This is a genomic window from Salipaludibacillus agaradhaerens (assembly GCF_002019735.1).
Lineage (GTDB): Bacteria > Bacillota > Bacilli > Bacillales > Salisediminibacteriaceae > Salipaludibacillus > Salipaludibacillus agaradhaerens.
Window position 1 is genome coordinate 4080001 of sequence record NZ_KV917378.1, and the last position, 13429, is coordinate 4093429.

The following is a 13429-nucleotide window of genomic DNA, read 5'->3' on the forward strand; positions in this document are numbered from 1 at the left end:
GAATGATCTCTCATCCTAAAGATAAAATTACGACGCCTCAAACCGTTGTTTTTATTACGAGTTATAACATTGCCATAGGTATTCTCACCTTGCCAAGAGTAACGGTGGAGGAGGCTGATTCACCTGATGTTTGGATAACTGTCATTTTAGGTGCCGTTATTGCGTTCATATCTGGGATAATTATTGTGAAATTAAGTCAACAATTTGTAGAGAAAACCTTTTATCAATATAGTCAAGATATTGTGGGGAATCTAGTTGGTAAAACTCTTAGCATATTATTTATCATTTATTTTTTAACGCTTTCTGCCCTTGAAATTAGGGTGCTAGCTGAAGTAACCGGCTTTTATTTACTAGAAAATACGCCTGGATGGGCGATGATTATGCCAATGATGTGGGCGGGTATCTATTTAATTTCAGGAGGAATAAACCCGCTTGTACGGTTACTTGAAATTATTTTCCCATTTACTGTTATCATTTTCATGCTCGTCCTTTTCATGAGCTATAACCTTTTTGAAATCAATAACTTACGTCCCGTATTAGGATTAGGAGTCACCCCTGCCTTAAAAGCTATAAAAACCACTGCCCTTAGTTATACATGTTTTGAATCTTTGCTTTTTCTCGTAGCGTTTATGAAACATCCAGCTAAAGCTGTAAAAGTTGTTGTTATTGCAACGATTATTCCTTTAGTGTTTTATTTGCTGACCGTTGTCATGGTTATCGGCGTATTTTCGATTGATGGTGTGGTAACTAGAGTATGGCCAACGATTGATCTTATTACAAGTTATGAATTACGCGGTTTAATTTTTGAAAGATTTGATTCACTCTTACTTGCGGTATGGGTTATGCAAATATTTGCCACTTTTATTATTACATATTTTGCAGGAGCTCTCGGGTTTGCTCAAGTTTTTAATAAAAATATATCTCTGTCTATATATATTGTACTTCCCGTTGTTTACATCATTGCTATGGTTCCTAAAGATCTCAATGACATCTTTACACTAGGAGATTGGATTGGTAATAGCGCGATCTTCTTATTCGGTACCGTGCCATTACTGCTTCTTATTATCACCAAATTAAAAGGGGGCAAAGTAAATGCAAAAATATAAAATTATGAGAGGGGTGAGAAGATTTATCATTTTTTTTTCAATACTCTTTATGTCAGGGTGTTGGAGCAGTGTGGAAGTTGAGGAGCGTGGTTTTGGAGTAGGAGTTGCATTCGATATTGCTGAGGCGTCCGAAAATAAAGAAAGCACAGACTCTCTAAAAAAAGATCTTTTGACAGTTACCTATCAACTTATAAACCCAAACCCTACGAGTCAGGACAATGGTGAAGCAGTAAGTGGAAGAAAGCCCTACAATAATATATCTCAAACAGGAGATTCTATCCATCAAATTGTGCGGGAACTCGCGCGGGAGAATGAGCATCCTGTATTTATGCCTCATTTAAAGGTACTAGTTGTGAGTGAAGAGATTTTAAAGACACTCAGTTTAGATGAAATACTCGATTTCCATTTTCGCGATAATGAAGTAAGATTAAGTACTCTTGCATTTGTTAGTTCTGGAAAAGCTTATGAGACGTTGAGGACAAACCAAAACGACACGTTCCCTGCATTTCGCTTATTAGACATTTCAGGGAATGAATACCGAACAACAAAGCTTTTGACACCAGTGCCATTAGCAAAATTGATAGGTAAAATGCATTCAGGCTCTAGTTTTCTTCTACAGAATGTTGTTTCTTCAAATGGGGAAGTTAAATTTTCCGGTGCTGCAGTTATTGATGGCAAAACAAATAAATGTCTAGGTTTTTTAAATGAAGAGGAGTTAGAGGGCTACACTTGGTTCACTGGAGAAGGTGAAGGCGGGGTGATAAGAACATTAGATAAGGAGACAGATCAGATCGTTATATTTGAAGTAGATGAAATGGAAAGCTCGATTACCTCTACGATTGATGGCGCCCAAATTGCGTTTGATGTGAGTATCAAATCAGAAGGCATGTTATCTGAAAGTTGGATTGATTCAGAGGAAGCCATTGATAACGAATTCATTAAAAGGATTGAAAAGGAAATAGAAGAAACAGTGGCGCAACTGGTGACAGGCGTGCTAGAAAAAACGCAACAGGAATATGAAGTAGATGTTATGGGGTTTGGAGAACATTTAAGAATTAATCATCCTAAAGTATGGGAAGAAATGAAAGATGATTGGGATCAAACCTTTAGCGACGTTCCCATCACATCTAATGTGACAGTAAAAATTGTCGATTATGGTTCAAGAATTGTTAAGTAAACAGTGCCATGACTAATCCTATCGCTAAGGTTAGTGATCAACAAAAATTAAGCAGGAAAATGAAAGACTGGCAGTTGAAGAGTTTAGGGAACTTTCACCAAAAAGTATAAGATTTATCTCACTCTTAAGTGGCAGTAAAACCTTTACCTGAAAACTTAAAAAGATTGAAAAGTTTAGGTGGTGGATAAACTGCCCCTAAAGGTCCGATAAGTTAAATTGGGATGAAGGAAAATCCCTACTGATTAAAGCTTAGCTTTATGACGATTATTTTAATGATAATATCACTGTCAATTAGACAGAAATTTATGAATATACCAACGTTGTAAACGCTTTACGATAAAAACAATCAGTGAATCCGCTTTCTTGACGAAGGTGTGTGGGAGGAGTAAAATAGAATTGTCATATATTATTCAAAAATATGACCTTTTAAGCTATTGACAAAGTTTTTATCTTAATAAATTTAGTATAGAGGAGGGTTTTTAAAGTTGTACCTGTGTTAATCTCCAGAAATCTATTATTTTAGGGGGAGAGTAGGATGTCTTCAAACCGAGAATTTTTCTACAGAAAGCTTCATTCATTGTTAGGCGTTATCCCGGTAGGGGCTTTTTTAATTGTTCATTTAAGTGTGAACTATTTTGCCGTGAGAGGGCCTGAAGCTTATAATCAGGCAACACATTTTATGGAAAACCTCCCATTTCGCTATTTTATGGAAGCGACGCTAATATTTCTTCCATTAATCTTTCACGCTATTTATGGTTTATACATTGCCTTTCAAGCAAAACATAACACTTCTACATACAGTTATTTTAGAAACTGGATGTTCAGGCTTCAGCGGACGTCTGGCATTATCGTGTTAATCTTTGTGACTTGGCATGTGTGGGAGACACGAATTGCTGCTGCAATGGGGGCAGAAGTGAATTTTAATATGATGGCTGAAATTGTAGAAAACCCACTAGCACTAATATTGTATATTATTGGAATTACAGCGACGACATTTCATTTTGCTAATGGGCTATGGTCGTTTGCTATTACGTGGGGAATTACAATTACACCAAAATCCCAAAGAATTTCAACGTATGTGACGATGGCTATTTTTGTCGCCTTAACTTTTGTAGGCGTAAGGTCCATTCTTGCATTCGTAGGATAGTAAAAAGAGGGAGTGTTAATGATGAGTAATGGGAAAATTATCGTTGTGGGTGGCGGACTAGCCGGCTTGATGGCAACGATTAAAGCAGCAGAAGCAGGAATGAAAGTTGATTTATTCTCAGTCGTACCTGTAAAACGGTCCCATTCCGTCTGTGCTCAAGGTGGGATAAACGGGGCTTTAAATACGATGGGTGAAGGTGACTCTACTTGGGAGCATTTTGATGATTCAGTTTATGGAGGGGATTTCCTAGCCAATCAGCCTCCGGTTAAAGCGATGTGTGATGCAGCACCAGGCATTATTCATTTGTTAGACCGTATGGGGGTTATGTTCAATAGAACGGCAGAAGGGTTATTGGCTCTTAGACGTTTTGGAGGTACGCAACACCACCGAACCGCTTTTGCTGGAGCTACGACAGGTCAACAACTCTTATATGCCCTAGATGAGCAAGTAAGAAGGCATGAAGTCAGTGGTCTCGTAACCAAATATGAAGGCTGGGAGTTTTTACACGCTGTCCTAGATGAAGATGGTGTATGTCGAGGAATGACCGCACAAAATCTTAACTCTTCAGAAATTGAATCCTTTAAGGGTGATGCCGTTATTTTAGCTACTGGTGGCCCAGGAATCATTTTTGGAAAATCGACGAATTCTATGATAAATACTGGCTATGCTGCTGCAGCTGTTTATGAGCAAGGGGCTTATTATGCTAACGGAGAATTTATCCAAATTCACCCTACAGCTATTCCTGGAGATGATAAACTCCGATTAATGAGTGAATCAGCCCGTGGTGAAGGCGGTCGTGTCTGGACATACGACGAAGATGGAAAGCCGTGGTATTTCCTTGAAGAAAAGTATCCGGCATACGGTAATCTTGTGCCGAGAGATATTGCCACAAGGGAAATTTTCCACGTTTGTGTGGATCTTAAGCGGGGAATTAACGGGGAAAACATGGTTTATCTTGACCTTTCTCATAAGGACCCAAAAGAGCTAGACATTAAATTAGGTGGCATTATGGAAATCTATGAAAAGTTTATGGGGGATGATCCACGGAAGGTGCCGATGAAAATTTTCCCAGCTGTTCATTACTCTATGGGTGGTCTTTGGGTGGATTATGACCAGATGACAAATATTCCTGGCCTATTTGCAGCAGGGGAAGTGGATTATTCTATCCATGGTGCGAACCGGCTTGGAGCTAATTCCCTTCTATCATCGATTTACGGAGGTATGGTTGCAGGGCCTAAAGCAGCAGAATATATCCAAGGCTTAGAAAGTACGTCGGAAGATACACCGGAAAGTGTGTTTGCTGATCAAGTAGCAAAAGATAAGCAACAATTCGATGATATATTGAACATGAAAGGCGATGAAAATGCGTTTAAACTGCATCAGGAATTAGGTAATTTAATGACTGATAATGTGACGGTCGTAAGGGAGAATGATAAGCTTAAAGCGACTGACGAAAAGATTGTTGAACTACTTGAACGCTATCATAATATTAGCATTGACGATACAGCAAAATGGACGAACCAGAGTGCCGCATTCGTTAGACAATTAAAGTCAATGATGAATTTAGCACGAGTGATTACGATCGGAGCATACAATCGAAATGAAAGCCGTGGGGCACACTATAAGCCAGAATTCCCCGAACGCGATGATGAAGAGTGGTTGAAAACGACGAAGGCTAAATATAATCCAGATACTCATTCTCCTGAGTTCGAGTATGAAGAAGTGGATGTCTCTTTAATCAAGCCTCGTAAGCGCGACTATACTTCTAAGAAGAAGGCGGGTGAAAAAGCATGAGTGAAAAAACAATTGAACTCGTCATTAAGCGCCAGAAAGACCAGAACAGTGAAGCCTACGACGAGAAGTTTAAAATTCCTTATCGTCCAAATATGAATGTTATCTCAGCATTAATGGAGATTAGACGAAATCCTGTCAATGCCAATGGTGAAGAAACAACTGCAGTTGCATGGGACGCGAGCTGTCTTGAAGAAGTTTGTGGGGCCTGTTCAATGATTATTAATGGCAAGCCGCGACAATCCTGTACAGCGCTTATTGATCAATTAGAGCAGCCGATTAAATTAGAACCAATGCATACTTTCCCAGTATTACGAGATTTAACAGTCGATAGAAGTAGAATGTTTGATTCATTAAAACGAGTGAAAGCTTGGATTCCAATTGACGGCACTTATGATCTCGGTCCCGGTCCAAGGATGCCTGAAGCTAAACGCCAGTGGGCTTATGAACTATCTAAATGTATGACGTGTGGGGTGTGCTTACAAGCATGTCCGAACGTGAACAGTAAGTCTGAATTTATTGGACCAGCAGCCCTGTCACAAGTGCGTCTCTTCAATACACATCCTACAGGAGCCATGCAAAAAGCAGAGCGTCTTGAAACATTAATGGAAGGCGAGGGTGGATTAAGTAATTGTGGAAATTCACAAAACTGTGTGGAAGCTTGTCCGAAAGGTATCCCATTGACGACATCGATCGCCGCTTTAAATCGTGAGACTACCCTGCAATCATTTAAGAACTTCTTTGGGACAGACCATACAGCTTAAAGGACGACTCAAGGAAAGGGGGGATAGCACCCCTTTTCTTCCTTTCATGGGTTAAAAGTCACAAAGCTAACTAATCACTAGTTTGAACATTTGTCCGACACGACTCTTTTAGTGTTAGATAGAGAAAGCATGTACTTGAATGGACGCTACATTCAAGTGTTTTCTCTGACAATTATGAATGATTATTCATTCATATACTAGAATTTAAGGAGGGCTATGTGATGAAAAAACCGACCTATATAACTGATTATGAGGCATGGTGTAAAGAATTTAATTATTTCTTCCCGGTACAGGTACGTTTTTCAGAAACAGATGCTTTTGGACATTTAAATAATACGCAAGCCTTTGTTTATTTTGAACACGCACGGATTCAATTTTTAAAAGTCGTCGGTTTGATGACACTGTGGATGAAAACGGATGATTTGATTCCTGTAACAGCAGATTTACAATGCGATTATTTTAAGCAAGTATTTTTTGATGAGGCGTTGCGAATAGGCGTCAAAGTCATGTCTATTGGAACATCATCTGTAGAGCTGCATTATATGATTTTGAATGAACAAAATCAGGTATGCATGACAGGAAGAGGACGGATCGTTCAAATATCGAAACGAACAGGGACATCAAAAGGGTGGAATGACGAGACGATTAGCCTTTTAAAAAAGGGGCAAACAAAAACGGGATAGACAATCTGTTGCTTTCGCCTTTTCTTGTCACGGTGGGAAGTACCTTCACATATCATACTCATGACTAAATATTCGCCTTAAAACGATTTTAGAACAGCCCATGCAAGAAAGGGTGAATGTATGAAGGAGCATGATTTTAGGCCGAAACCACTGTTGACTAAGCGTGAAAGGGAAGTTTTTGAACTACTTGTGCAAGATCAAACTACGAAAGAGATCGCTTCCCAACTGTTCATAAGTGAAAAAACAGTTCGCAATCATATTTCCAACACAATGCAAAAGCTAGGGGTAAAGGGGCGATCCCAAGCTGTCATTGAGTTAGTCAGATTAGGTGAACTGAAAATCTAATGTGAGCCGGCTTCTTAAAATGGAAGCCGGTTTTACATGATAGAATCACGGTTTCAATTGGAATGACAGTCATGGGAGTGCTCGTGTTGGTTTATTACATAAAAACGTCATTATTTGATCGATCAAACTAACTGGTGTAAATAACTTGAGGAAAGAAAGAGGTGGTCACACACAGACTATTTGTATATGTTTGTGTGCTATAGGGATCTTAATTGGTGAATTGATTGAAATATAGACAGTAACTTAGCACATTTTTCTTTTTCAAAACTCATCTTGCTATTCTTCCAGCTCTATTTGTGATGTCAACGTGCTAATTAAAAATCATTTGATCATTTAGTAGTAAGTTTTTGAACATTATATGATATGATGGGGATATAAATTGTCTAAAAACCAAAGAAGGTGTCGAATCAATGGTGAGGGGCCCATTTTATGTTCATAAAACGTTAAATAATAATGTCGTGGTTGCTGAATCAGGAGATAACAAAGAAGTTATCTTTATTGGCAAAGGCATCGGTTTTGGCAAAAAGAAAGGCGATATCTTTGAAGAAAAGACGTATGATAAAGTCTATTCTCTCGTTGATGAAGTTGAGCAAGAAAAATATTTGCGTCTCGCAACGAAAGAATCAGAAGAAACGTTGCTGATTATTCATGAAGCGATCGAAAAAATCCACGAAGCGATTGGCTTTCGGTTAGGGGAACAAATTCATTCTGCGCTAACTCAACATCTAGCCTTAGCTTTGCAAAGGACGAGAGATCAAACAGATATTAAAAATCCTTTTTTAACAGAAACGAAATGGCTCTATCATGACACGTATTTGATTGCACAAAAAATTGTCGATTTTATAGATAAAAAAACAGGCTATAAACTTCCAGAAGCAGAGATTGGTTTCATTACACTCCATATTCAAAGTGCCATTCGAGATAGTGACTCCGTCATTAATAAAGAATCTGATTTAATCACTAGATGTATTAAATATATTGAGGAAAAAACCGATATCGTTTATAATAAAGACACTGTCAGTTTTAGAAAGCTCATCCATCATTTAAAAAATATGATACGAGATCCTATGACAGTAGATTCACAAGCATTAGAGCAAAGTATTATTTTAATGTTGAAGGAAAAAGATCCGGTATGCTATAATATATCCCGGAACTTAGTTCGGATGATTGAGAAGTCAACGGCAGTTTCTTTTAGTGATTCGGAAGTGTTACATCTCATGCTTTATATTCGAACACTGATTGAACAAAATAATAAACCATGACTCGTTTACGTGTTACTGATATGATCAGGCATGAGTAAAGAGGTGTGAATGATAAGGAATAGCTGTACGATAAGGCATTGTTCCATGGGGCTATGGCCCCCAGTCATCACGGCCCATTACTCATGTCTTTTTTAGTATACATTTAGGACAAATGTCTGAATTTGTCGCTTTATAAATGGGGAAAATGGGTATCATGAGTAACAGTGAACGATGTTTGACATCCATCGTAAGACAGATCATCATCTGAATAGTCAAATTTTAAAAAACATAAAATCTAAGGAGTGTTTAATCATGGCAGAGAAAAAATTTAAAGTAACAGCAGAAACAGGAATCCACGCACGACCAGCAACACAACTTGTTAATAAAGCAGGTCAGTACGAATCTGAAATTACACTTGAGTATAACGGAAAATCTGTTAACTTAAAATCAATTATGGGTGTTATGTCTCTAGGTGTTGGACAAGGGGCAGATGTGACAATTAAAGCTGAAGGACCAGATGCAGACGACGCAATCAAAGGTCTTGATGAGATCATGAAACAAGGACTTGCTGAGTAATGTCAACACAACTTACCGGCATTGCTGCTTCAGCCGGGATTGCCATCTCAAAAGCGTTTCGTCTTGAAACACCGGATTTAACGGTAGAGAAGAAAACGATTGACACTATTGATGAAGAAATTCAGGCACTGGATGCAGCTCTACAAACCTCAAAAGATGAACTGGAAAAAATTAAAGAAAAAACGAGACAGGATCTCGGTGATGAGCATGCAGAAATTTTTTCTGCTCATCTTCTTGTTTTAAGTGATCCTGAGCTCGTGGATCCAATCCGTCAAATGATAAAGGATGAAAAGGTTAATGCGTCGTTTGCATTAAACGAAATTGCTAATCAGTTTGTTGCTATGTTTGAAGCAATGGATAATGATTACATGAAAGAACGAGCGGCAGACATTCGCGACGTCTCTAAAAGAGTACTATCACACCTTTTAGGTAAACCGATTGTCTCACTCGCGGAAATTAATGAAGAAGTGGTCATTATTGCAGATGATTTAACACCTTCAGACACTGCTCAGTTGAACAAGAAATATGTTAAAGGGTTTGCGACAGACATCGGTGGTCGAACGTCTCATTCAGCTATTATGGCCCGTTCCATGGAAATTCCAGCAGTTGTGGGATCAAAGGAAGTAACGGATCAAGCTGATGCGGGCATGAATGTGATCGTGGATGGGCTTGAAGGTAACGTTATTATCAACCCTTCTGATGATGAATTAGCTGAGTATCGTCAAAAGCTAGCAGATTACGAAGAGCAGAAGAAAGAGTGGGCTAAGCTTGTTAATGAGCCTTCAAAATCAAAAGATGGCGAACATGTTGAATTAGTCGCTAACATTGGTACACCTAATGATTTAGAAGGTGTTATTAATAACGGTGCTGAAGGTGTTGGTCTCTATCGTACAGAATTCCTTTACATGGGGCGGGATGAGTTGCCGACGGAAGATGAGCAATTCGAAGCTTATAAAAAAGTCGTGGAAACGATGGATGGAAAGCCAGTTGTTATTCGAACGCTTGATATAGGTGGAGATAAAGAGCTCCCTTATCTCGATCTTCCAAAAGAAATGAACCCCTTCTTAGGATTCCGTGCCATAAGACTTTGCCTTGAAAAAGATGATATGTTCCGAACACAATTGCGAGCATTATTGCGAGCCAGCACTTTTGGAAATCTGAAAATAATGTTTCCTATGATCGCAACGCTAGATGAATTTAGAGAAGCGAAAGCATTATTAGAAGAAGAAAAGAGTAAGCTCTTAAGCAATGGCGTAGAAGTAAGTGACAACATTGAAGTAGGTATTATGGTTGAGATTCCTTCAACTGCTGTTATGGCACCGCAATTCGCTAAAGAAGTTGATTTCTTTAGCATTGGTACAAATGACTTAATTCAATATACCTTTGCAGCTGACCGTATGAATGAGCAAGTATCCTACTTATATCAACCATACAACCCAGCTATTTTACGTCTTGTGAAAATGGTTATTGACGCATCTCATGCAGAAGGTAAATGGACTGGCATGTGTGGAGAAATGGCCGGTGATGAATTAGCTATTCCGTTATTGCTTGGATTAGGCTTAGATGAATTCAGCATGAGTGCTACGTCAGTGCTTCCAGCAAGAAGCCAGATCAGTCAAATGACGAAGGCTGAAGCACAGTCTATTGCTGAACAAGCTCTTACCCTAAATACGGCTGAAGAGGTTAAGCAATTAGTAGAAAAGACTTTCTTGTAATTGAGTGGCTTAGCTAGAAAATGAGAGGATCTCGTCACGTCTAGTTAACACGATATGATCGTTCAATAACACGAAAGCATCATCACTCATTGCGCTGGTTTACAGCAGAGCTTTTGCTGTATGCCAGCGTTTTTAAACATAGGCAACCGCTTATACTTGAAATCCATTATAAAAACAGAGAAAATATAAGTGTCCATGTTAATGTTTCGTATTCCGAAAGGAGGTATAATATGCCTGAACAGCAAAAGGATAAGACAAGGGAACAGCTTCAAGTTGAGGAAATTGAAAAGTCTCTCAGATTAATTGCGGACATTGTTAAACAAAAAGGACGCGAAATTCTGAATGAGTTCCCGATTACACCTCCACAATTTGTGGCACTGCAGTGGCTACATGAATATGGTGATATGACTATAGGAGAATTATCATCAAAAATGTATTTGGCTTGTAGCACAACGACAGATTTAGTGGATCGTATGGAAAAGAATGACCTCGTAGAGCGGGTAAAGGATACGAATGATCGTCGTGTTGTCCGTATTCACCTTCTTTCTAAAGGTGCCACTATTATTCGTGAAGTGATTAAGCAACGACAAATTTACTTACAAGATGTTTTAGGAGACTTTTCAAAAGAAGATGTAGACTTTTTGGAAAAAAGTTTAAGCTTTCTTTATGATGAAATGAAAAGAGATGCGAAAACATGGAAGTCATTTTAATATATAGATAAAGGGACGTTGAAGCGTGAAAAAACCAATTGGTGTAATTGATTCAGGGGTCGGAGGACTAACTGTTGTCTCTGAAATAATAAGACAATTGCCGAAAGAGGAAATAATCTACATCGGAGATACAGCACGCTGTCCATATGGACCGAGAACAGAAGAGGAAGTGCGAGCATATACGTGGGAGATGATTGATTATCTCACCTCTCATGATATTAAACTTCTAGTTATAGCATGTAATACAGCGACAGCTGTCATATTAGAGGAAGCGAAGGAGAGGCTCTCTATTCCCGTGTTGGGTGTTATTCATCCTGGTGCTACTGCAGCATTAAAAGTAACAACCAACCATCATGTTGGCGTGATAGGGACAGAAGGAACCATTTCGAGTGGCGCCTATCATCGTGAATTGACAACAATCAATGATAAAGTAAAAGTTGTCAGTTTAGCTTGTCCTACGCTTGTTCCCCTAGTTGAAACTGGAGAGTTTACTGGCCATATGGCGAGAGAAATAATAACGAAAGCATTAGCACCAATTCTACAATACGATATCGATAGTTTAATCTTAGGATGTACACACTATCCCTTACTGGCTCCTTTAATAGAAGAGGTAGTCGGCTCTAATGTGAAGGTCATCTGTTCTGGTGATGAAACCGCATTGGAAGTGAGTTCACTCCTATACCATAAAGAACTTCTTTATACTGGAGATATCACACCACACCATATTTTTTATACGACAGGACTAAAAGCTAATTTTAAGAAAGTAGCTGAAGAGTGGTTAAAACCTCACTCGTTAGATATTAGGGAAACGGATTTAAGATTACCGATTCGCTTTTATCAGAAAAAAACAGCTGGATTTCGTTCTTAAGCGACTAAAGCACAGCGCATTTTAATGCGTTGTGCTTTTATATATTCTATTGGTCTAAAAGGATGAAAAAGCTCGTATACATGATAGTACAAACTGTCAAGGAGGGAATGCGATGTTGCGCGGCTCGGGAATAAGAAGGTCTTCAGCTATGATTGCAGGAGCAGCTGTTTTGCTTTTAACGGCATGTGGATCACAAGCGACAAATGATGTATTAGAGGAGTTAGATCCGCCACAAATTGATTATATCGAGGATGAAAACGAATTAGAAGTTGAGGTTATTGAAGACGATATCACTGATGAAGGTGAGGTCAGTTCCATAACAGATGAGAGCATGGAAGAAAACGAGACGGAAGAGGCGGCTTCTCCTGAAGAAAAAGGGGGAGAAGTAACGGTTCAAGGAGAGATCCGTGAATTATACCTACTAGATAGTAATGGCATGGTAGCACCGCAGTCAGTAGAAGTTATAAGTGAAGAAGATGAATTGACGGCATTGGCTGAACATTTAGTGCAAGAGGGGCCGGTTACAGAAAATCTGCCAAATGGTTTTCAAGCATCTTTGCCAGCTGGTACAGAAGTTTTAAGTGCTGATCTGAATGAACAGGGTGTGGCAACGATTAACTTTAATGATTATTTCGGAGAGTATCATCCTGCTCAAGAGATGCAAGTTCTACAGTCTTTAACATGGACATTGACACAGCTGGATGATGTTGATAAAGTGAGCATTCAAATCAATGGTGAAGATTTAACTGCTATGCCGCACAATGACACACCCATTGGTGATGGCTATACAAGGGCTCATGGGATTAACTTAGAAATGACAGACCAAACAGACCTCGTCTCTACAGAACCAGTGGTCGTTTACTTTTTGAACCAGACAGAAGACCAAACATACTATGTCCCAGTGACGCGTCGTATTAGTCAAGAGGAAGACAAATATCAGGCAGTTATCAATGAATTATTGGAAGGTCCCCATTACATGTCTGAGCTCTTAACTGATTTCAGGCAAGAAGTTGAACTTATTGAAGAACCGGAATATCATGATGGCACAGTTGTGCTTAATTTTAATGAGGCGTTACTAAGCCAGCATGATGGGACAGCTTTGTCTGAAAATGTTTTGAACATGATTGTGTTGTCATTAACTGAACAAGAAGAAGTGAATAGTGTGTCATTTATGGTTGAATCAGAAGAAGAGATAATGGTGAGTAACGGGGAAGCTTTGTCAGAAGCTGTGGTGAGGCCCGACCATGTTAATATTGGACAATTTTAAACAAACGGTCGATAATTGAAATTCAAGGACGAAAGGCTT

13 protein-coding genes are annotated in these 13429 nt (G+C 39.0%); all 13 read left to right on the forward strand.

Annotated features, from left to right (window positions below; genetic code table 11):
• Positions 1–2: 2 nt before the first annotated feature.
• The 13 genes from BK581_RS18675 to BK581_RS18735 all read left to right on the forward strand — a co-directional run bounded on the left by BK581_RS18675 (position 3) and on the right by BK581_RS18735 (position 13390).
• Positions 3–1106 carry a spore germination protein gene (locus BK581_RS18675; RefSeq protein WP_078579591.1) on the forward strand — a complete coding sequence of 368 codons (1104 nt, stop codon included), beginning with the start codon at positions 3–5 and terminating at the stop codon, positions 1104–1106.
• Positions 1093–2283: a Ger(x)C family spore germination protein gene (locus tag BK581_RS18680; protein ID WP_078579592.1), complete on the forward strand. Its 1191-nt coding sequence runs from the start codon at positions 1093–1095 to the stop codon at positions 2281–2283. Before BK581_RS18675 ends, BK581_RS18680 begins: the two co-directional genes overlap by 14 nt.
• 535 nt (positions 2284–2818) lie before the next feature.
• Positions 2819–3430, forward strand: a complete 612-nt coding sequence (locus BK581_RS18685; protein ID WP_078579593.1) for a succinate dehydrogenase cytochrome b558 subunit — start codon at positions 2819–2821, stop codon at positions 3428–3430.
• 21 nt (positions 3431–3451) lie between these two features.
• Positions 3452–5224, forward strand: a complete 1773-nt coding sequence (gene sdhA, locus BK581_RS18690; RefSeq protein WP_078580033.1) for a succinate dehydrogenase flavoprotein subunit — start codon at positions 3452–3454, stop codon at positions 5222–5224.
• Positions 5221–5985, forward strand: a complete 765-nt coding sequence (gene sdhB / locus BK581_RS18695; protein WP_078579594.1) for a succinate dehydrogenase iron-sulfur subunit — start codon at positions 5221–5223, stop codon at positions 5983–5985. Before sdhA ends, sdhB begins: the two co-directional genes overlap by 4 nt.
• Positions 5986–6206: 221 nt before the next feature.
• Positions 6207–6668, forward strand: a complete 462-nt coding sequence (locus BK581_RS18700) for an acyl-CoA thioesterase (RefSeq protein ID WP_078579595.1) — start codon at positions 6207–6209, stop codon at positions 6666–6668.
• Positions 6669–6788: 120 nt separating this feature from the next.
• Positions 6789–7013, forward strand: coding sequence for a helix-turn-helix domain-containing protein (locus BK581_RS18705; RefSeq protein ID WP_078579596.1), 225 nt, complete (start codon positions 6789–6791; stop codon positions 7011–7013).
• Positions 7014–7423: 410 nt separating this feature from the next.
• Positions 7424–8275 (forward strand): PRD domain-containing protein, encoded by an 852-nt coding sequence (locus BK581_RS18710; protein WP_078579597.1) that lies wholly within the window; start codon positions 7424–7426, stop codon positions 8273–8275.
• Between the two features lie 291 nt (positions 8276–8566).
• On the forward strand, positions 8567–8830 hold the full coding sequence (locus BK581_RS18715; RefSeq protein ID WP_078579598.1) for a phosphocarrier protein HPr: 264 nt from the start codon (positions 8567–8569) through the stop codon (positions 8828–8830).
• A complete protein-coding gene (ptsP, locus tag BK581_RS18720) occupies positions 8830–10545 on the forward strand; it encodes a phosphoenolpyruvate--protein phosphotransferase (protein WP_078579599.1) in 1716 nt (571 codons plus the stop codon). Before BK581_RS18715 ends, ptsP begins: the two co-directional genes overlap by 1 nt.
• Positions 10546–10775: 230 nt before the next feature.
• The gene (locus BK581_RS18725) at positions 10776–11255 is read left to right on the forward strand and encodes a MarR family winged helix-turn-helix transcriptional regulator (protein ID WP_078579600.1); all 480 of its coding nucleotides are present in this window, start codon (positions 10776–10778) and stop codon (positions 11253–11255) included.
• 25 nt (positions 11256–11280) lie between these two features.
• Complete coding sequence (gene racE, locus BK581_RS18730; protein WP_078579601.1) at positions 11281–12123, forward strand: glutamate racemase; 843 nt, start codon at positions 11281–11283, stop codon at positions 12121–12123.
• A 112-nt stretch (positions 12124–12235) separates the two neighbouring features.
• Complete coding sequence (locus BK581_RS18735) at positions 12236–13390, forward strand: GerMN domain-containing protein (protein ID WP_078579602.1); 1155 nt, start codon at positions 12236–12238, stop codon at positions 13388–13390.
• Positions 13391–13429: the final 39 nt, after the last annotated feature.

Coding starts and splice junctions, on each gene's coding strand:
- BK581_RS18715 (WP_078579598.1), top strand. CDS start 8,567: ATGGCAGAGAAAAAATTTAAAGTAACAGCAGAAACAGGAATCCACGCA.
- sdhA (WP_078580033.1), top strand. CDS start 3,452: ATGAGTAATGGGAAAATTATCGTTGTGGGTGGCGGACTAGCCGGCTTG.
- sdhB (WP_078579594.1), top strand. CDS start 5,221: ATGAGTGAAAAAACAATTGAACTCGTCATTAAGCGCCAGAAAGACCAG.
- BK581_RS18680 (WP_078579592.1), top strand. CDS start 1,093: ATGCAAAAATATAAAATTATGAGAGGGGTGAGAAGATTTATCATTTTT.
- BK581_RS18685 (WP_078579593.1), top strand. CDS start 2,819: ATGTCTTCAAACCGAGAATTTTTCTACAGAAAGCTTCATTCATTGTTA.
- BK581_RS18725 (WP_078579600.1), top strand. CDS start 10,776: ATGCCTGAACAGCAAAAGGATAAGACAAGGGAACAGCTTCAAGTTGAG.
- BK581_RS18675 (WP_078579591.1), top strand. CDS start 3: ATGATCTCTCATCCTAAAGATAAAATTACGACGCCTCAAACCGTTGTT.
- ptsP (WP_078579599.1), top strand. CDS start 8,830: ATGTCAACACAACTTACCGGCATTGCTGCTTCAGCCGGGATTGCCATC.
- BK581_RS18710 (WP_078579597.1), top strand. CDS start 7,424: ATGGTGAGGGGCCCATTTTATGTTCATAAAACGTTAAATAATAATGTC.
- BK581_RS18735 (WP_078579602.1), top strand. CDS start 12,236: ATGTTGCGCGGCTCGGGAATAAGAAGGTCTTCAGCTATGATTGCAGGA.
- BK581_RS18700 (WP_078579595.1), top strand. CDS start 6,207: ATGAAAAAACCGACCTATATAACTGATTATGAGGCATGGTGTAAAGAA.
- BK581_RS18705 (WP_078579596.1), top strand. CDS start 6,789: ATGAAGGAGCATGATTTTAGGCCGAAACCACTGTTGACTAAGCGTGAA.